The following is a 19,613-nucleotide window of genomic DNA, read 5'->3' on the forward strand; positions in this document are numbered from 1 at the left end:
TGTATTCTTGTAAGAAGTTTTAATCAGCTACTTTAAGTTCCTTTACGTTAATTACTTTTCCGTCTTTAAATGTCAATTCTAAGTAGTTAAACTGCCAACCCAAACCAGCATCAGACATCCCTAGATCGTATGTCCATAATTCTATTGAATCGTTTGATTCTGGCTTTCCTATGATCTCAACTATTTCAGATTTACTTTTCCCCTCAAGTATTTTGCTTTCTATAATGTCTTCTCTCATTTTATAACGAGAATGCTTGTCTGCAAACCATTTTTCTTTGTCAAAGTCAAATTGTGGTTCGTAAAACAGGTAGCTAAAAAAAGCAAAATTTAATACCAAATATAAAATCGGCGCAACAATTATAGTTCCTGCAATTGAAATTAAATTGTGAGTTTTTTTGTTTTGAACAAACCTTTTTAAAATCCAACGGAATATAAAAAAGGTGGGGATAGCGATTATTAGAATTATTATAGGCGCTGTTTGAATCATTTTAAATGTTTTTAATTATTATCTGATCTAATAATAGTAAATTAAAAATTATTTTATCTCAGCCTTTTATTTTGATGCCATTAAATTAATATTCATATAGAATTTTGTCATCAGAATTCGTGATATTAAGATAGACTTGATTTTTATTTTGTATTTGTAATTTTGAGATGTCAAATGTCATAGTCTTATTAGGTAAAGCATGGCAAAGCTCATTATTTTTTAATGAAAGTCTTAAATTGCGTTGTGTAGGATTTGATTCTATAATTTGTTCTGAATCAATCAATTTAACTTCCCAAGATTCTCCACTGCAACCACTTGCAGTAAAATCTATCTTCAAACAATTACCGTCAATTTCTAAGCTATTAATATATAATTGGAAAGAAGGTGCATTTTCGTATTGTTCAGCACTTACAACAACTTCAAGATCACAATTATTAATTGAATTGCTATTGTCGTCATCATTAGAACAACTTAAGAATGTGATTATAACTAGGGTTAGGATTAGCGTTTTTTTCATGTCTCAATTATAATTTACTTTTTAATAAGATGTAAATTTTTATAAAAGGTTGCGTTAAAAAGGTAACAACGGTATTGAATATGGTTTTGTTGAGCATTATCTGCAGATACATATCCATGAGTTCTATCCAAAACACAATCAGTAGATTTTTTTGAATAATCTTTCCTTTCACAAGAAACTCAATTATTCTTTCCGCAGTTCTTTTTGCAGCAGCAACATCTAATGTTTCTGAAACTATTGAGATAGATGTATCACTCATTTCTTATAGCGTTTTATTTTTTCACGCTTACGCGAAATAGTTATAGCTATGTTTTCGTTGCTGGAAACCTTCACTGGTCTAAATAGCAATAGGGGTTCCGTCAAACATAAATTTGGTAAAGTTGCCCAAATAAACGGTGAGGATTACAACAGTAATGAAATATAGTCGGTGTTGTGGTTAGTTTTTTTTATTCCGGTCCAATTTGTTCTTTCATAAATTCCAACACATCATTAAAATAATGTTCCAAATTTTCATATTCAACTTCTCCAGGATACCAATTTGCAAACTTCCAATATTTCCATTTTCCTCTTTTCAAGTCAGATGGGATTAATAAAAAGTGTTGTTCTTCGTTAATTCCACCAACAAGGATACTTTTTTCCAGCTCCTTACCAATATTTTCAATTCCTTCAATGCTGTAAGCTTCGATTATGAAACTATCAATTTTTTTTAAATAGTTAATTTTGTCAGTTGGCTCAAAAGTAGGTTCGATATCATTTGGTGCAGCAAATCCGTTTGTTATAGATAAGAACTTTTTAAAGTCTGTTGGGAATTCAATTCCGAGTCTTTTTTCGGTCAGTTTTATTTCAGTTTCGGAAGCTGGTTTAGTCCCTAACCATTTATTTTCTGTATGCTTTTGAGTAAACTCAAAATTGGCTAACTCAATCGCTTTCTCTGATATTTGTTTTAGTAGACTTTTCATTTGTCTTATACTGAAATAGGTTGACCATTTTTGGTTTACTATTTTGTTTTAAGTGGTCACTAATATCGGCATTTTTCTGTACTGTTTGTAACTGTGGTTTTGATAGATGTGAGCAAAGTCTGGTGTTTTAAATCCTAGACTGTAATGCATTCGTTTTGAATTGTAGATCTTTACGGCCTTTTTGACCATCTTCTGCGCTAATTTCAAGTTTACGATTGTCTTACCCAATCCAAATTCCTGTTTTAATATTCCGTTGATTCTTTCGGCTACAGCATTTTCATAAGGGTCATAATGCTGCGTCATACTAATTTGGATACCGTTGATTTCAGCAAAACTAGTATAGTTAGGGTTGCAGTATTGCAAGCCACGATCAGAGTGGTGAATGAGCTTCTGATTACCATATTTTCGCTGATTGACTGCCATTCTTAAGGCATCTATGCAAAGGCTTGTTTTCATATGATCATCAATTTTGTAACCCATTTTTTTTTTTGAATACGCATCTGTAACCAATGCTAGATAAGCATTACCTCCCTCAATTTTGATATAGGTGATATCGCTAACCCACAACTGCTCTGCGGCTGTAGGAATAAAGTCTTTAATGAGATTAGGATATTTATAAAAATGATGTTTTGAGCCTGTTGTGATGTGTGCTTTTTTAGTTCTGGGCATTAACAATCGATGTCTTCTTAGAAACTGATAAAAGCGATCTCTGCCGATTTTGATATCCTTTTGAACCAATGCCGGCTTGATAGCTTTATAAAGCTTTAAACCGCCTGTTTTAGGCATTTCTTTTCGTACGTTTTCAACAAGCTCCAGAAGTACCTGTTCCTGAAGGTTGGATGCTCTAAAATTGGTCAGACGCTTGTAAAAGGCTTGTTTGGATATCCCGAAGCATTGATAGACCCATTTCATTTTAAAAGGTCTCTTTTGCGTTTTTCGATTTCTTTGGCCAATGCTTCGGGCAAATGCTTTTTTGCCAAGTCTAGTCCTGAAAGGTTCTCTAGGTTAGCGATGTAATCCCTCTGAAACTCCTTAATAAACTCTAATTCTTCGATCTTCTCCTTTAGCTTTTTGATTTCATCCTGTTTACTCATACCTCGTTTCTTTTGTTCTAAGGTACTGTATTTTTTTAGCCAATAGTCAATAGAAGATCTTGAAACGTTATAGGATTTGGCTGCAAAATTAACAGAGATCTGACCATTTTGAATTTGGTCAATGATCATGAGTTTAAGTTCAAAACTTACTTTTTGGTATTCTTTTTTTGGGTAGGGAGGTTTGTTGTATTTCATCTTGATCCTGAATTAAATGATTGATTTTTGGTCAACCTATTTCAGGAAATGACGTTTTCTCAAATTGGGTACAACGGTCTCGTATAACCGTCAGTTACGGGATTAAAGTTAATAATTTTCGGTTAAGAACTGACGTTAGCAATTCGCGCTGGATTTGGACGCAGTAGAATCCGCCGTAATTGCGGTTAGCATCTATGTAAAAGCAGCCTGTCGAGTATCTTTAAGATTCACTAAAATCAAAAGATATGGAAACTCAACAAACTGCATCGTCTAAATTATTCATTGGCATTGATATACACAAGCGTAGCTGGAAGATTCATTGCGCTACCGATTTGTTTTCAGGCAAGACCTTTAGTATGCCACCTCGACCTGAAGTCTTGAAGGATTATGTTGCCAAGCATTATAGCGATTATAAAGTAACCACTGCCTATGAGGCCGGATGTTGCGGCTACCACGCACATCGTTGCTTTGAGAGTTATGGTTGGAGTTCCTTAGTTGTGAATCCTGCAGATATTTTTAGAAAGGGTAAAGAACGCTTTACAAAGACTGATCGTATTGATGCCCAACTGATCGCTCGTGAACTAAAGGACGGTAGGTTAACAAGTATATCCGTGCCTGACAAATGCCGTGAGCAATTGCGTAGTCTTTTTCGTCGGCGTAATGATCTGGTTAAAGATATGCGTCAGATCAAGAGTTATATCAAAATGCAATTGCTGTATTATGGTATAGAAATACCTCCGCAGTACGACAATGATCACTGGAGCCATAACTTCAGGTATTGGTTAGATGACTTGAAGTTTGAGTATGATACAGGCACAGAGGTTTTACGCAGTCGTATGCGTAGTTTTCGGTTTATAGATCAGGAGTTTAGGGATGTATCTACTTTACTTAGAAGACACACTAAAATGCATTTTAAACACGATTATATGTTATTACGAAGTATACCGGGTATCGGCCCTATTGTGGCCAGTGGTATACTTAGTGAACTTGGAGATCTGCGACGCTTTAAAAACATAAAGCATCTGGCAGGCTATGTGGGCTTAGCCCCAGGTATTTATCAAAGTGGAGATACCCTAAGACATACCGGCGTGAGTATGCGAGCACACCGCTTGATACGCAGTTATTTTATTGAGGCTTCATGGCAAGCGATCAGAACAGACCCGGTAATGCAAGCATATTATCGTAAAAATCACGGCAAGAACGTAAAATCAATAATCGTTAAGGTAGCTCGTAAATTACTAAGCCGCACCTTAGCTGTAATAAAAACAGGAATTCCCTACGAAATAGGGATTGTAGAATAATAAACCAATAACAAAGCTCAACATAGAAGTAGCAAAATCTGGATCACAAAACAATGTAGGTGATCCCAATAGTCATCGGGAATCACATCGGTTAGCAAGTGACCAGATTTATTATAGCTTATAATCATACAGATGCTGGTGAACCGCCTAGATGCGTGTATCACATATAGGATGCCGAGCAAGTTATATAGGTATTGAATTAAAGATGATGCACAGCCTCATCCAAAATTCAATACGCTAAAATCAAAAATATGAAGTAATCAAAAATTAAATATTAACTTTAAAGAACTGGACTAGGGCTTTTCATAGGATACATTGTTGTAAAACGTTTTTATTTCTTTTTCAATTCGGTTTGTTTCCGATTCGACTAATGGTTTTAATTTAAGTTGCCTAACTTTTTTAATGTATTCAAACGCTTTATTATAATCTTCTCTCAATAGTTCGACATTAGCCAAATTCAATAATACAATTGATTTATCATTTTCAGTTCTTAAACCTATATCCAATGCTTGAGTCAAATCAGAATGGCTTTTTTCAAAGTCTTTTTTCTCTAAAGCAATTATTCCAGTTGTAAAGTAGTAATAACTCTTATGTCCTTTAGTCAGTTTATCTGGGTTTTTGATTTTAGAAATCAGTTCTTCTGCTTTTTTTACGTTGTCTTTTTTTATTTGTTGAAACGCAGCATAAACAGTTCCGTATTTGAAATATCCGTAAATAAAAAGTCCACCTGCTATTAACATCATTGACATATTTACAAAATCCTCTTTTGAGTAAAAATATGCAGCCGCAATTAAGCTAAATATAACAAGTACAATTCTAATAATTGGTGTAAACATATTTTTCAGGATATTTTGGTCAAATGTTGCACAACGGGTTTGTGTATGATTTCGTTGCGTGTTTAAGCACTAAAGTTAGCAAATAAATCACAGATAGAAAGTCCGCGAGGACTTTCGTAAGTAAGCTATAACTAGCAATGAATTATACACATTGTTGTGCTTTCGTACTTATTCTTTTAATAATATTAAACTATTTCTATTTCCTTTATAATCTATCATTCGAAGTAGAATTTCCCTTATTAATTCATCAAGTAAATGGTAAATTATAACAGCTTCTTTTCCTTTTCCAATATCACCTCTATGTACAGTTTTATGTCTTACAACATCAATTAATTGTTCCAGATTTGAATTAATTGGTATTTTAAAATCATTAATTATTCTATACATTTTATCTGTAGTAGAATGCCTTTTAATCTGATTCAAATTTCCTAGTTTACTTTTTATTGTATTGTAAGCGTTACCAAACTTTTCTTCATTTTCTTTGGCTATTTTTAGAAATTGTTCTTTTATTGGTTGATACTCATCATTTGAAGGTAAAAAATCTTCTTTTTGACCTAAATATTCAACATACATTGTTGACAACCTCTCAAAAGCTATTATTTGAATAAAAACCTTTTCTTCTATGCTTTTTGACTGTTGAGAATTATTTAGATAGAATATGATAGAATTCAAATCTAGTTCTATATTCCATTTAACAAAATTGTCAAAACTAAACATAAACATTTTAGTTAATACTCTTTCGCTTCTGTTGTTATGGTCATTAATAGGCAAGTATTTGTTATTTCTATCATTGCTTATTGTTCTGAAAGAGTAAGTCACAACTTTTTCAGCATCTACTTTTCCGATTGTGTGATATGTTCCGTGGCATTCTTTTCTAATTCTAACTTCTGCGCCATTAACAAATGAAAGAGCAGAGACGTAATCTCTTTTTAATTCTAAAAACAGTTCATAGCTCATCATATTACTATGCTCATTCGTGAATTCAACAACAATGTCTTCAGAATTTTTTTGTTGATAATAAGTTTGACTGTAAGGTGCTAGTTTATAAACTAAATTAGTGGTTATGTGGTCTCTTTTATGGTCGTTAAAATCTTCAATTTTTTTCCCTGCTCTAGCTCGTATTTCTTCAGTAAAATCTGTGAATTCAACTTTGAGTCCTTCAATGAGTAGGTAAGATATATATTCTTTTAAGTCGTATTCTTCTTTATAATTTTTTTCTTCTTTTATATGCTCCATTTTCCCATAACAGACCATTTTAATTCGAGAACGATGTGGTGAATTTTGAGAAAATCTTAATTCGTCTAGTAATAGATGATTATTATCTTCAGTAAAGGATTTTAATTTATAGTCTTTTTGCCAATATTCTTTGTTTTCATCATCCATCAATTTGGCTAAATCATAATCCTCATTGACATAAATATCAAGTCTTATGAAGCCATCATCACTGAATACAATTCCAAAAAAGAATGGAATTTTTATTCCACCTGATTCGATTATTCCATTTTTTATTCGATAAATTTCTTTCAAGTGTATTTAGTTTCAGGTATGAAGCACAACGTGTTTGGCTATGGTTTCGTTGCGTGAAAATCCGCAAGGATTTTCCGCCATAAACTGAAGATAGCAAATTTGCGAGGACTTTCCGCGAGGAAAGTCAGAAGCAATGAACTATAGCCGGTGTTGTGCGCTGGCTTTTCTGCCGTTTAGTTGATTTTCTACTATTTTTTCTAGTTTACTTTGCTTAAAATCAAACCAATTTTGTTTAAAATTTGAATGGTCAATTCTATTTTTAAAATTTTGAAATGGTTTTTTATTAGCTAATACATTTTCTAATTCCGCTTGAAGTTTTTTGTCAGGCAACTGCTCAACAAAAAGTTCCATTATTTTAAAACTCTCAAAACTTTGTAAAACCTCAATTTTTACAAAATCCGCTTGATGCTTCTTTATTTTTTTTAAATCCTCTCTAAAAGCTTCTTTAAAATCATCTTCGTCTGCTATATGCGAAAAGTTCGGTATTGCTAGAATTTCATTGGTTTTACAATTGTAATAGCAATCAAATCCGCAATCCAATTCCTGCGCAATTTCTTTAATTATATTTTGTTTAGAATTATCCAAAAAAGCAAGCGTGTTTATCTTCTTTTATAATTTCTACAATTTTATCTAAATAAGTAGATTCGGGAAACGGTTCGTATATTTCCCATTTTCCACTTGCTCTTATCCAGTATAAATTCCATTCTTTTCTTGATTTGTAATATCGGATTTTGGCAAAATCAAATTGTTGTTTCTTTTTTGGGTCTTGCCAATCAGGTCGAATTTCAAACAGAATTATAATTTTTCCATCATATGAATATCCAATATCAACTTGTTCTCTAATTTCAATATTTTCAGGTCGTAATGATTCCACGTATTCTTTAATTGTAGATTCATTTATATCAATCGTTCTGTTTTTCATTAAGTTACGATTTTTTCAGCTTGTGCACAACGGTTTCGAATAACGTTCCGTTGCGGAACGTTAGCACTAAAATAGTTAAAACACCTGAATTACGAGTAGCCGAAGATTTTCCGCCAGGAAAATCAGAAGCAATGGACGTTATGCGTTGTAATCTTATGGAACGACACGCTCTGCTTCTACCCTAGCTTTTTCTATATGCATGAGTGGAGATCCGCAGGATCTTAATTCCGTAAAGATTGGCTTTTAATTTTTTCTGCGCTTTGATAGTCTTTCCGCAGCGATAATCATTTTGTATGATTCGAATCTGAAATGTTTATTCTTTAGAAACTCTTACAGATACAAGTTTTTCGTCATTTGAATTTTCTTGATCTGCAAGAATTAAATCTAATCTATATTCAAATTAATAGAATTATGATTTAATCGGAGTTCTGGAAGATAACGGTCTCGGTTATCGCCAGTTGGCGGAGTAAGGGACGCGGATTTGTCGGCTTAGTATTTTGTTGTTGGTCAAGTTAATTATTTTCTTTCTAATTCTGCCGGCTATTGGCGATTAACCGTTGTTAGCTGCTGGCAAATTAGTTGGTTCTAACTAGAGTTAAAATATATTGAATTACGTGCTCGTACGATAAAATTTGATTTTTCACTAATGATTCAATTTTGAATTTTTCTACTAATCTCTTTTTGTTATATAGTTCTAAAAATGTATTTGATTTTTTCTCTGAAATCCGAACTTCAAAATAGTCATTTTCGGTAGTTACTTTTGCGGTAGGGGGTTCTTCGCAGTAATCTGCAAAAGTTCTAATCATTTCATCCTTCTTTTGAAATGTCCAATTTATTATGTTGCAATAATCTCTTTTGTAACTATTTGCGTGAATTAATTTAATTGTATCAGATTTAAAATATTTATCATTCGTATTGTCACTGAACCAAAGAGTTGTCGGAAAGTCTTTATCCTGTTCTACAGTTTCTTGGAATATATTATAAATATTCGGTTTGCTTATTTCAATACTATCTGAGACATCAAACTTCTGAGCATTCAAATAATTTTGAAACAGTAAAATTGAAAATAAGATTAATATTTTTTTAGTCATTTTCATATCTGCAAAATTTCTGTTTTGCTTGCAGCTAACGGTATTGTATATGGAAAGTAGCGGGTTTTACTCACGGACTTTTCGGTTTGGTACTGACCTTAAATTTATAAAATTCATTTTCGATTAAGCGCTTAAACCGCTATTTTTTATATACGGTGTTAGCGCTTCGTTGCTTTAATTCTATAGATTTTTTTAATGCTTGTGTTTTTCTTTTAAGTGCTGTTGTAATAAATCTTTTCCATAATCGTTGCCATTCGGCGTCCTTACCATAGTGTGTATATGATTTCTTGTCGCTTCTCGACCTTGACCTTTTATGCCAACTGGTCCTTGATGGTCAAATTCTATTAATATTATTGGACTGTGAATTCTATAATAAAATACTGCATCTTCATCTGTTTTTCCTATCCAAGCAAACCAAGTTTCATCCAAGTGGCTTTTTATGTCTTCCATCTTAATTTTGGCGTGTCCATCTTCCATATTCGATATGTATTGATATGCCAAGTCTGATAATTGCTCTTTTTGCTTTTGAGTCATATCATTAGCCGATAATCCTTGGTAATCAACAGTTTTATTATCAGAAAAAGCTTCTGCTTCCATATTGTTCCTGTCTTTATCTTGTTCGATAGTCGCTTTAATTTGTTGTTCTATTGAAAGTGACTGCATAAACTTTAACCCAATATTCTGTTCGTCTTGAAATATGGTGTTGCCAGCATATTTACCCGTGGTTGTAATAATAGGTTCACCGCCCATAAAAACAGGTGTCATAACAACTTGGTCACCCAAGATAAAATAATTTATAACCAAATGATGACCGTCAATCTGCCAACCCCAAGGTTCGGTCATTGATGGTTTTCCCATTATGGTAAAGAAATAGAGTTCTTCATCAAAATCTGGGTTGTCATTGTTAAGTTCTTTTAAGGTTTGGTCGGTTTTCATAATATCCTTGCTTAATTGCAATCCTTTAGCACTCAAAGCTTTTTCCATTAATAAAAATGCTAACTTCCTTTGGGCTTTAGTCATTTCTTTTATACTTATACCTTGTCTTTTGTAAAAACCATTGTCCATATTAGCCCACTTTTGCCATTCGTTATCAGTGATTTCAAATTGGGTTCTTATTATTTGTTCTTTAGTAAGTGCATTTAAAAAATCATCGGCTGCAATTTTTATAGGCTTCGTTGTGACTCCAGTAGATTTAATTGGAAATAACCCTTCAACTTTTCCATTTGAAGTTACTATACCCTTATAAGTTGAATTGAGGTTTTCATCTTCTGCTTTAGCAAATCGTTCGTTTTGGGCACCAAAGTTTCCTTGCGCATTTACTTTGTTATTTTGCTTACACCCAAACACAAACAAAGAAATGATGATTAAAGAGATTATATTTTTCATTTTTGAATAGTTTTAATTAGTTTTACTTACTAAAAGTAACTTAGTATACTATAGTATGTAAATATACAATATTTAACTATTTAAAAAAGAGCTTGCTATTAGGTTAGCACCTAACTTTAAAGTAATTATTGCTGAAAACCAATGCTTTATGCGGAAAATAAAAATTTTTAAAAATGATTTAGATATAGAAAATTGTCCTGTAAGGAAAGTTTTAGACCGCTTTGGAGATAAGTGGTCTTTACTTGTACTACTGATTTTGGGTAGTTATGAAACTTTAAGATTTAATGAAATCAATAAAAAAATTGGTGCTGACATCTCTCAAAAGATGCTAACAGTTACATTAAGAAATCTAGAGGCCGATGGTTTTATAACGCGTAAAATCTTTCCAGAAGTACCACCAAGAGTAGAATATTCAATTACTGACTTGGGGAAATCTCTTGTTCCGCTAATCGATAATTTAGAAAAATGGGCAAAAAGCAATATGGAATTTATTGAGGAATCAAGAAAGAAATTCAAAAAGTCTTGAATTTAACCGTTTGTCTATACAAATATTAATTTAATGAAGTGATTTAAAATGACCGCTAACGGCCTAGGCTATGGGTAGTTGCGTGTTTGAGCAGTTAACTTTGCAAGTACACACCAAGCTGAAAATCCGCTAGGATTTTCAGAAGTAGGCGAGAACCAGCAATTACTTATAGCCCTTGTTGTGTGCAGGCTTTTTAAGGTCATTTTATTTTTTTAAATATCATTGGCATAGATTCTCCATCTATTGTGTTCATATCAACCAACTTCAAGGATTTTACCATTTTTAAAGTCGTAGTCTTGTAGTGTTTAAAATGAGGTGTTTCAAGGTGGCTTTCATAAGCTTTTCTGTCCGAATAAATTTCCAAAATTCTAATTTCTGTCGGTTTGTCTTTTTGGAACATTGGAAAAATAGAAATCACTCCTGGTTCCAATTCCACGGATGCTTTAGATTCTTCCTTCAATATTAATAAGTATTCGTCAAGAAATTCGGGTTCTATTTCGATTTCCGATATTCTAATCATCATTTTGTCAGTATTAAATTTTTCTTGTTTCTGTTCAACTTTTCCGCAAGAGATGCATAAAAGTATAGTCAGTAACATTAGATTAATCTTTTTCATATTTTGTTTTTCAGTTCGTTTTATTTCAGCTTGCACACAACTTGTTATATCCGCACTAAAGTAATCATTTATCCCTTCCCACGTCGGGATATCCGCAGTTTTTCGTCCTGTTTATCCCTTTTGTATAACTTCACCGCATGGTCTAGCGGACTCTCAATATCAAGTAGATCCTTGCGCGCAATATGCGTATAGATCATTGTGGTTTCAGGCTTGGCGTGTCCTAGCAACTCTTGCACATGGCGCAGCCCCACTCCGTTCTCAATAAGATGTGTAGCATAACTATGACGCAAACAATGCGGTGTTACACGCTTTTTAATCCCTGCTTTCTTAGCCCATTTCTTTAAAAAACTGCGTACGCTAGAGTCACTATACTTACCGCCATCACTGCTTGGTATAAAATACGTGTTAGGCGAATATGTAATAAGATAATTATTAAGCATCGGCAAAATGCTATGAGCAAGCACCACTACCCTATCCTTTCGGCCTTTACCATTACGTATAGTTATTTGTCTGCGATTTATATCCATATCATAAACCATAAGATTCATCAATTCACCTATGCGCATTCCTGCCGAATATAATAGCGTTATCGCCATCCTGTGTTTAAGATTTTCTGTTTTGCTTATTAAACGCACCACCTCCTCTTTACTCAAAACCACTGGAAGCTTTTTTGATTTTTTGGGTCTGGCCAAATGCTCTAAGGCTAACGATTCCTCGCCATGCAATACACAATAATGCTTCAATTCACTTATCAGTTGCCGGTGTGTACTTATCGCATACGCATACACCTTGATCTCATGCTCTACAAAAAGCCGCAACCATTCAGCAGTAAACGCTTCATCTAGATGCGTACGCCTGTAAATAAGCAAATGCTTTATAAAAGTCCCATACACCTTTTGAGTATTCTCACTCAGGCGCAAACCGGTAAGATAATCTGTATAGCTAGCTATTTCCTTATCTTCAGCTACAGTAAGAGTAGGTTTTGCCGGTGTTTCACGCCGCTTTTTATCAGCAACTTGCCGCTGCGGTTTTGACAAAGCACTATAGTTCAAATACCACTTCTTTTCACGCAAGTGATCAAAAAAACGCCTGCGATTCTCCACACTATCTTTAAAATACCAGCATCGCCTTGTGGCAGAATATGATATCCCTGCAAAACGCTTCACATGATCCTTTACATCCTCAGCATAGTCAAAATAGACAGCCACATATCGGGCATCGTTCTTATTCAACGGTTTTAAAAAAATAGTCGGCATACCTCAGATCTTTAACAATTAATACTATAGCAGCGCATAATGTTCTTTTGGCTTTAGGCCAAAACGCTAAACATACATCCACTAAAATTTTTAAAATACAACACCAATTCACCCCCTATCTCCCCTGAAACCCCTCACACACCCGAAAACCCCATTTTAGAATAATAACCATGCAAAACGCATATCACCCAAATAAACCTCTAACTCTATCAAAAAGGAGCAATAGCGAACTTTCAAACAATCAAGCCGAGTGAAACAAAGGCCGCAAAAAAAAGGAGCAATAGCGAACTTTCTAACAAACAGGTCGAGTGCAACGATGACCTTCATAATAAGCTTCTCCCTTTACTAAAAGGGAGCCTGTGCGCCATTTTCGGCGTAATGGTCGAGTGCAACGATGACCTCCATAATTAACTTCTCCCTTTACCAAAAGGGAGATGGCCGAGTGCAACGATGGTCAGAGGGTTCACACCACCCCAAACCCCACAGCATTATCCCGTTTAAGTAAACTACGCTTTCCATCAACAACTTCATAAAAGCGTATTCCCAGAAATACCATTTCGAACTCTTCCGCCACATTTTCTATACATAAGCTTACATCCTGCTGCGCTGTATCAGCATTTAAATAAACAGGTTCAGACAGATGTAAAGAGCCAAGCGTAGTAACAAAATCAAAATGTAAACCCGCCAGCGTCAATCCCACGCAATCAGCTCCTTTAGCAAATTGTATCAAATCACCATTTACATTCTTAATAAGTAGCATGTGCATATCAGCATCATACCGCATAGTAAAAGGCAGCACCGTCAGAGGTTCACAGCGTGGCGTATAACTATAGGTTTTTAGTAGCTCTTGCCCTTCTTCAGTAACTGCGCCAACATAAACTTTTCGAGATCCTCTGGAGCTATCAGTATCCAGATCTTTAAGACTGGTAAACAGCTTCATCAATCTACTATGAAAATATTTAAAAGTATGTCCTTCATACAACGGTCGCAGCGTTACTCTAAACGCCTTATTCACCGCCGAACAATGCCCAAACTCTTTTCCATTATCGCGAGTTCGTGCCATATTAGCTCCATGCTTTATCGCTTCTCGAGTAAATCCTCCACCCTTGCGACGCACAACATACTTGCCATTAAGCTTATAAAAACTTAAGTCACCTAGCTTACCTTCTACCTTTAAAATTCCTTTCTGTTTTGCCATAAAACATGCATTAAACGCTATAATATACTAAATAACAACAAAATACACTACAACCTCACTATTCTCATCATCATAGTTTAACTTTGAGTTATAGCCAAAAAGAATCCTATACAGACTTTCCTTAAAAAAAGCCAAGTGAAACTATAGCTTGACTGAAATAATGAACAAAAAGGAAGCCTGGGCACAATGCGAGACTGAGCCCGAGTGAAATAAATGATATTTACATTTTTACCAAAAAGGAGCAATAGCGAACTTTTTTAACTCAAAAGCCGAGTGCAACAATGGCCCCTCAAATATGTTTCTCCATTAACTAAAAAGGAGCTTTAGCGAACTTTTACCTAAAAGGCCTAGTGAAACAAAGGCATCAAAAAAAAAGCAATAGCGAACTTTCTAAAAAATAGGTCGAGTGCAACGATGACCTCCATAATTAGCTTCTCCCTTTACTTAAATGGAGCCTGTGCGCCATTTTCGGCGTAATGACCGAGTGTAATAAAGACCACAAAAAAATCTAAAAAAGGAGCCATAGCGAACTTTCTAACAATAGGGTCGAGTGCAACGATGGCCGCCATAATTAAATTCTCCCTTTACTAAAAGGGAGCCTGTGCGCCATTTTCGGCGTAATGGCCGAGTGCAACGATGGTCAGAGGGTTCCCCACCCCACCTTATAGCATAGTTATAGCGTGGTTATAGCGTAGTTACTTGTGGTTTAATTGCACCTTACCCTAGGTAAACACCTGCTTTAAGGTAGGTTTTATACACATACCAGTGCTCAACATCAAAATAATCTTCTTAACTTTCTACAAAACACAGCCATGCAAAAAAGAAGAACCTTCATTAAAAGATCCAGCCTTGCACTTGCAGCCACCGCACTGCCTCTGCACTACCTTTCATGCAAAGGCGCACCTCAAGACAAAGCAAAGAATACTCCTTCTACAGACCCCAAAAAGAAACTAGGCATCGCCCTGCTAGGACTAGGCAATTACGCCACAAATCTTTTGGCGCCAGCCTTACAGCAAACACAGCATATTGAGCTACGCGGCATAGTAACCGGCAGCCCAGAGAAGATCCCACAATGGAAAGAAAAATTCGGTATCCCAGATAAGAACATATACAACTATGAGACCCTCCCGCAAATAGCAAACAATCCAGATATAGATGTAGTCTATATCGTCACACCTACATTCTTGCACAAGAAGTTTAGCATTATGGCAGCAAATGCGGGCAAGCACGTGTTCTGTGAGAAACCCATGGCGATGAATCCCACAGAATGTCAGGAGATCATTGATGCCTGCAATGCAAACAATGTAAACCTTGCCATAGGCTACCGCATGCACCACGAGCAAAACACACAGACCATTATGCAGTGGGCAGATGATAAGCCTTACGGCGAAATAAAATCTGTCTCCACCGAGTCTGGCTTTAGAATAGGCGAAAACGGTGGATGGCGTCTAGATGGCGCTAAAGGCGGCGGAGCCATTTATGACATGGGCGTATATAACATTAATGGCGCTCGATACGCCACAGGATTAGAGCCCATATCTGTTACTGCAAGACATGAGACTAAGCGTAAACAAATGTTTCTTAATGGTGCCCCAGAGATCACCTACTTTGATCTGGAGTTCCCTGGCGGGATAACCACACAAGGTCGTGTTACCTATAATGATAATACAAACTTCCTGAAGATCAATTGTGCAGAGGGATGGTATGAACTTGCTCCTTTTCAGGCATACAACGGGGTGCAAGGCACCACCAGCGATGGGAAGAAACTTGAACCTTGTGAATGCTACCAGCAAGCCATACAGATGGATGATGACGCTTTGGCTATCATGAATAATGAACCCATGATGTGCCCGGGCGAAGAAGGTCTGGCAGATATCAAGGTTATACAAGCCATATTTGAGTCGGCGGCAAATGGTTCTAAAAGGGTGATGATTAGTTAAGCGAAGTATTCACTTACCTCTGGCGCACTTAATAATGAACTGATCTTATCACAACTCTCGCAACCTGTGCTAAGCAGCATAAACTTGCGCGTCTCAGTACAGAACAAGAACTCTATCTCGCCACTGTTTGACCCGGCTTCACACTCAAAGTCTATATCATGCACAAGAAATAATCTGGTCATGGCTTTTCTAAAAGCATACTCTAGCTCAATAAGAACAGCAAGTTGATCTTTATTATCTTGATCAGTCTTCGGGGGTCTCCATTGTATTCGCATATGCGCTAATAGGGGGATTTGCAGGCAAAAGTATTTTTAAAATTCTGTATTAACAAATTGTTAAGTAAATATTTCTGCAAGGTTAATCTAGCTAAATCAATTTACTCAATCTACTGTGCTTTAAGACTTTTTAACCCATCTTTAGCAAACCCTTATTACACAAGACGCTAACGATCCATTAATTTTATATCAAATAAAAATTGAAATTATGGCAACTATAGAAAAGAAATTCGAGCGTAAGGAGCATCAAACAAATCCTACCAACCCTACTGGTGAACGCAATATCAAAACGAATGATGTGGATATTGACGAGAAGACCATTAAGAAACAACAAAACAAAGACTAAGCACAGCTTATCGATCATATAGACCGGCACTCAACAGTGTCGGTTTTTTTATTTGGCTTAAAGCCAAAAGATAACCCGTTTCAACCTTTGATCTAATAGTATTACTTTTGCGGCTTCTTAAAAGCCATCATGACAGAATTCATTAGAAAAAGAACAAAGAACGCAAAGAACGATATTTTAAGTGGTCTTACCGTTGCTCTCGCCCTTGTGCCAGAAGCGGTTGCATTTGCCTTTGTGGCAGGTGTTGATCCACTGGTAGGTTTGTATGCCGCATTTATGATAGGGTTGATCACTTCTATATTTGGTGGTCGTCCTGGGATGATCTCTGGTGCTACCGGTGCACTTGCTGTGGTTATGGTTACACTTGTTGCAGAGGGTAACGCCATGGGTGCTGAAGGTGAACAATTAGGTTTATACTACCTTTTTGCTACCGTGATCTTAATGGGGATTTTTCAAATTCTTGCTGGTGCTTTTAAGCTTGGTAAATTTGTGCGTTTGATTCCGCATCCTGTGATGATGGGATTTGTAAACGGTCTTGCTATCGTGATCTTCACGGCACAATTAGGTCTATTTAAAGAGAATGTAGGCGGTGAGCAAGTTTGGGTTCATGGTTCTAAATTATATCTTATGCTTGGTCTGGTTGCACTTACCATGCTGATCATGTGGGGTCTTCCTAAGATCACTAAAGTACTTCCTGAAGCATTGACAGCGATCATTGTGGTTGCGGCTATCGGTATAGGTCTAGACCTTGATGTGGCGACTGTAGGTTCTTTTATTAGAGACGGTGGCGGATCTGGTCTTGAGGGTGGTTTACCAGAATTTCAATGGCGCATTTTTGACAAAGTGCCTTTAAACATGGAAACCTTTAAGTTCATTACTCCTTATGCTTTAATACTTGCTGCCATCGGTCTTATAGAGTCGTTAATGACTCTTAACCTTCTTGATGACCTTACTGAAACACGTGGAGATGCAAACCGCGAGTGTATGGCTCAAGGTGGTGCAAATATTATTACTGGCCTTTTTGGTGGTATGGGTGGTTGTGCGATGATCGGGCAATCTATCATCAATATAAAATCTGGTGGGCGCACGCGTCTTTCTGGTATTGTGGCGGCAGTAACTTTGTTGCTTTTCATTCTTTTTGCTAGTGGACTTATTGAGCGTATCCCAATTGCTGCGCTTGTGGGTGTGATGTTCATGGTAGTGATCGGTACATTCGCTTGGTCTAGCTTTAGAATTCTAGGTAAAATACCTATTGCAGACGCAATTGTATTGATCCTTGTTTCTTCATTAACTGTGATCTTTGATCTTGCTATTGCGGTTATTGCGGGTGTTATCGTAAGTGCATTAGTTTTTGCATGGAAGAGCGCCCAACGCATCAGAGCTCGCAAGCACGTCAAAGAAGATGGCACAAAGGTTTACGAGATCTGGGGTCCTTTATTCTTCGGGAGCATCCAGGCTTTTAATTCAAAATTTGATGTGGCAAACGACCCGCAAAACGTAGAGATAGACTTTATGGAGAGTAGAGTGAGCGATCACTCTGCCCTTGAAGCTTTATTCGCACTGGTTGAAAAATACGATGCGGCTGGCAAAAACCTCAAGGTAAAACACCTTAGCGAGGAGTGTCAAGAGCTTATGATAAAGGCTTCACCTAAACTTGCTAAAGTCATTGAGAAAGATATCGACGATCCGCGCTATCATGTGATGGCAAAGGTGATGGGATAAATTCTTTTGGCTTTTCTACCAAGCCCATGGCATGGAAAGCAAAAAACCTAAACTTCAAAACCCCGTTAAACTTATATTAATCCTACAACGCCACGGCGGTAGTGGGATTTTGATTAGTTAAATTAACGGCAAAATTCTAGAAATGAAAAAACTACTTATACCAGCGATCGCAGCTCTTGCATTGTTTAGCTGTAAATCTGAAACGCACGTTTCTGAAGATGAAAAGGAAGAGATCGCAAATGATAGTACGGTAACGGTGCAAACCACCGTTGGCCCGCTAGATCTTGTGGCTCCATATTCTTCTGAATCACAACAAAAGAACAGCAAAGTCGTGGGCTGGCCAGAAGATATGGCTCCAACGGCTCCAGAGGGTTTTACCGTGACACGTTTTGCCGAAGGTCTTGAGCATCCTCGCTGGACGTATGTTGCGCCTAACAACGATATTTTTGTGGCTGAAGCAAACACAGGCAACGGCAGTAAGAATCAGATCACTTTGCTGCGTGACACAAATAATGATGGCGAGATAGATGAACAGCATGTGTACTTAACGGGACTTAATCAGAACTTCGGTATGCTCGTGCTTAACGACTATTTCTACGTTGCAAATACTGACGGACTTTACCGTTACCCATACACTTCAGGCGCGAATAGTAATGACGCTCAAGGCGAAAAGATCTTAGATCTTCCTGCTGGTGGTTACAACAATCATTGGACGCGTAATATCATCACTAATGAAGCTGGTGATAAGATATACATCTCTGTAGGTTCTGCGAGTAATGTGGGAGAATATGGCATGGATAAAGAAGAACGTCGTGCGGCTATCCTAGAGATCGATCCTGATGGTTCTAATGAGATACTTTATGCTTCTGGTATCCGCAATCCTGTTGGGATGGACTGGAATCCCGTAAATGGTGAACTTTGGACCGCAGTGAACGAAAGAGACGAACTTGGTAACAACCTTGTTCCAGATTATGCCACTAGCGTTAAAAAAGGTGGTTTCTATGGTTGGCCTTATAGCTATTACGGGCAGATCAATGATCCACGTTGGGAAGATGATCCGCATCAGGATCTTGTAGATAAAGCCATCATCCCAGATGTTCCTTTAAACGCACATACAGCTTCTTTAGGATTTGTATTCTATGACGCAGACCAGTTCCCTGCCGAATTTAAAAACGGAGCTTTTGTAGGTCAACACGGTAGCTGGAACCGCGTACCATTTTCAGGCTACAAAGTAGTATACATTCCTTTTGAAAATGGAAAACCACAACCAGCAGTAGATTTCTTAACTGGTTTTATAAAAGACGAATCGGCTAGCGAAGTTTACGGCCGTCCGGTTTGTACAACTATTGCTCCTGATGGTTCATTGCTCGTTAATGATGACGACGCTGGTATCATCTGGAAAGTGACTGCTAAATAAAG

The 19,613-nt window shown here is 36.5% G+C and carries 22 protein-coding genes; 6 read left to right on the plus strand and 16 right to left on the minus strand.

Features of this window, described 5'->3' with window-relative positions:
- Window positions 1-19: 19 nt before the first annotated feature.
- The 6 genes from ACZ5L8_RS06855 to ACZ5L8_RS06880 form a co-directional block, all read right to left on the minus strand.
- The gene (locus tag ACZ5L8_RS06855; protein ID WP_464440521.1) at window positions 20-487 is read right to left on the minus strand and encodes a hypothetical protein; all 468 of its coding nucleotides are present in this window, start codon (window positions 485-487) and stop codon (window positions 20-22) included.
- 85 nt (window positions 488-572) lie between these two features.
- Entirely contained in the window at window positions 573-1,004 is a 432-nt protein-coding gene (locus ACZ5L8_RS06860; protein WP_464440522.1) for a hypothetical protein, read from the minus strand.
- 7 nt (window positions 1,005-1,011) lie between these two features.
- Window positions 1,012-1,263, minus strand: a complete 252-nt coding sequence (locus tag ACZ5L8_RS06865; RefSeq protein WP_464440523.1) for a hypothetical protein — start codon at window positions 1,261-1,263, stop codon at window positions 1,012-1,014.
- A 187-nt stretch (window positions 1,264-1,450) separates the two neighbouring features.
- Window positions 1,451-1,963: an SMI1/KNR4 family protein gene (locus ACZ5L8_RS06870; RefSeq protein WP_464440524.1), complete on the minus strand. Its 513-nt coding sequence runs from the start codon at window positions 1,961-1,963 to the stop codon at window positions 1,451-1,453.
- 48 nt (window positions 1,964-2,011) lie between these two features.
- Window positions 2,012-2,875 carry an IS3 family transposase gene (locus ACZ5L8_RS06875; RefSeq protein WP_464440525.1) on the minus strand — a complete coding sequence of 288 codons (864 nt, stop codon included), beginning with the start codon at window positions 2,873-2,875 and terminating at the stop codon, window positions 2,012-2,014.
- The gene (locus ACZ5L8_RS06880) at window positions 2,872-3,252 is read right to left on the minus strand and encodes a transposase (protein WP_464440526.1); all 381 of its coding nucleotides are present in this window, start codon (window positions 3,250-3,252) and stop codon (window positions 2,872-2,874) included. The genes ACZ5L8_RS06875 and ACZ5L8_RS06880 overlap by 4 nt, the downstream gene beginning before the upstream one ends.
- A 245-nt stretch (window positions 3,253-3,497) precedes the next feature.
- Here ACZ5L8_RS06880 and ACZ5L8_RS06885 point away from each other — a divergent pair, with 245 nt between their 5' ends.
- On the plus strand, window positions 3,498-4,553 hold the full coding sequence (locus ACZ5L8_RS06885) for an IS110 family RNA-guided transposase (RefSeq protein WP_464440527.1): 1,056 nt from the start codon (window positions 3,498-3,500) through the stop codon (window positions 4,551-4,553).
- A 293-nt stretch (window positions 4,554-4,846) separates the two neighbouring features.
- Here ACZ5L8_RS06885 and ACZ5L8_RS06890 read toward each other — a convergent pair whose 3' ends face one another.
- The 6 genes from ACZ5L8_RS06890 to ACZ5L8_RS06915 form a co-directional block, all read right to left on the minus strand.
- The gene (locus ACZ5L8_RS06890; RefSeq protein WP_464440528.1) at window positions 4,847-5,389 is read right to left on the minus strand and encodes a tetratricopeptide repeat protein; all 543 of its coding nucleotides are present in this window, start codon (window positions 5,387-5,389) and stop codon (window positions 4,847-4,849) included.
- A gap of 168 nt (window positions 5,390-5,557) precedes the next feature.
- Window positions 5,558-6,916 carry a hypothetical protein gene (locus tag ACZ5L8_RS06895; RefSeq protein ID WP_464440529.1) on the minus strand — a complete coding sequence of 453 codons (1,359 nt, stop codon included), beginning with the start codon at window positions 6,914-6,916 and terminating at the stop codon, window positions 5,558-5,560.
- 138 nt (window positions 6,917-7,054) lie between these two features.
- On the minus strand, window positions 7,055-7,501 hold the full coding sequence (locus ACZ5L8_RS06900; protein ID WP_462599813.1) for a UPF0158 family protein: 447 nt from the start codon (window positions 7,499-7,501) through the stop codon (window positions 7,055-7,057).
- Window positions 7,494-7,838, minus strand: a complete 345-nt coding sequence (locus ACZ5L8_RS06905) for a DUF3024 domain-containing protein (RefSeq protein ID WP_464440530.1) — start codon at window positions 7,836-7,838, stop codon at window positions 7,494-7,496. The genes ACZ5L8_RS06900 and ACZ5L8_RS06905 overlap by 8 nt, the downstream gene beginning before the upstream one ends.
- 575 nt (window positions 7,839-8,413) lie before the next feature.
- Window positions 8,414-8,935, minus strand: a complete 522-nt coding sequence (locus ACZ5L8_RS06910) for a hypothetical protein (RefSeq protein WP_464440531.1) — start codon at window positions 8,933-8,935, stop codon at window positions 8,414-8,416.
- A 186-nt stretch (window positions 8,936-9,121) separates the two neighbouring features.
- On the minus strand, window positions 9,122-10,315 hold the full coding sequence (locus ACZ5L8_RS06915; protein ID WP_464440532.1) for a DUF3500 domain-containing protein: 1,194 nt from the start codon (window positions 10,313-10,315) through the stop codon (window positions 9,122-9,124).
- Between the two features lie 148 nt (window positions 10,316-10,463).
- On the opposite strand from ACZ5L8_RS06915, the gene ACZ5L8_RS06920 reads away from it, so the two are divergent.
- Window positions 10,464-10,841, plus strand: a complete 378-nt coding sequence (locus ACZ5L8_RS06920) for a winged helix-turn-helix transcriptional regulator (protein ID WP_464440533.1) — start codon at window positions 10,464-10,466, stop codon at window positions 10,839-10,841.
- Between the two features lie 199 nt (window positions 10,842-11,040).
- On the opposite strand, the gene ACZ5L8_RS06925 is transcribed toward ACZ5L8_RS06920, so the two are convergent.
- The 3 genes from ACZ5L8_RS06925 to ACZ5L8_RS06935 all read right to left on the minus strand — a co-directional run bounded on the left by ACZ5L8_RS06925 (window position 11,041) and on the right by ACZ5L8_RS06935 (window position 13,911).
- Window positions 11,041-11,457: a putative quinol monooxygenase gene (locus tag ACZ5L8_RS06925; RefSeq protein ID WP_464440534.1), complete on the minus strand. Its 417-nt coding sequence runs from the start codon at window positions 11,455-11,457 to the stop codon at window positions 11,041-11,043.
- Between the two features lie 68 nt (window positions 11,458-11,525).
- Window positions 11,526-12,713, minus strand: coding sequence for a tyrosine-type recombinase/integrase (locus ACZ5L8_RS06930; RefSeq protein WP_464440535.1), 1,188 nt, complete (start codon window positions 12,711-12,713; stop codon window positions 11,526-11,528).
- A gap of 463 nt (window positions 12,714-13,176) precedes the next feature.
- A complete protein-coding gene (locus ACZ5L8_RS06935; RefSeq protein ID WP_464440536.1) occupies window positions 13,177-13,911 on the minus strand; it encodes a hypothetical protein in 735 nt (244 codons plus the stop codon).
- A gap of 812 nt (window positions 13,912-14,723) precedes the next feature.
- Between ACZ5L8_RS06935 and ACZ5L8_RS06940 the strand changes: the two genes are divergently transcribed.
- The gene (locus ACZ5L8_RS06940; RefSeq protein ID WP_464440537.1) at window positions 14,724-15,851 is read left to right on the plus strand and encodes a Gfo/Idh/MocA family protein; all 1,128 of its coding nucleotides are present in this window, start codon (window positions 14,724-14,726) and stop codon (window positions 15,849-15,851) included.
- Here ACZ5L8_RS06940 and ACZ5L8_RS06945 read toward each other — a convergent pair.
- A complete protein-coding gene (locus ACZ5L8_RS06945; RefSeq protein WP_462598106.1) occupies window positions 15,848-16,126 on the minus strand; it encodes a hypothetical protein in 279 nt (92 codons plus the stop codon). The genes ACZ5L8_RS06940 and ACZ5L8_RS06945 overlap by 4 nt on opposite strands.
- A gap of 208 nt (window positions 16,127-16,334) precedes the next feature.
- On the opposite strand from ACZ5L8_RS06945, the gene ACZ5L8_RS06950 reads away from it, so the two are divergent.
- The 3 genes from ACZ5L8_RS06950 to ACZ5L8_RS06960 all read left to right on the plus strand — a co-directional run bounded on the left by ACZ5L8_RS06950 (window position 16,335) and on the right by ACZ5L8_RS06960 (window position 19,611).
- Window positions 16,335-16,472, plus strand: coding sequence for a hypothetical protein (locus tag ACZ5L8_RS06950; RefSeq protein ID WP_464440986.1), 138 nt, complete (start codon window positions 16,335-16,337; stop codon window positions 16,470-16,472).
- A 129-nt stretch (window positions 16,473-16,601) separates the two neighbouring features.
- Window positions 16,602-18,194, plus strand: coding sequence for a SulP family inorganic anion transporter (locus ACZ5L8_RS06955; RefSeq protein WP_462598105.1), 1,593 nt, complete (start codon window positions 16,602-16,604; stop codon window positions 18,192-18,194).
- Window positions 18,195-18,336: 142 nt separating this feature from the next.
- Complete coding sequence (locus ACZ5L8_RS06960; RefSeq protein WP_464440538.1) at window positions 18,337-19,611, plus strand: PQQ-dependent sugar dehydrogenase; 1,275 nt, start codon at window positions 18,337-18,339, stop codon at window positions 19,609-19,611.
- Window positions 19,612-19,613 lie beyond the last annotated feature (2 nt).

It is taken from the genome of Leeuwenhoekiella obamensis (genome assembly GCF_055391795.1).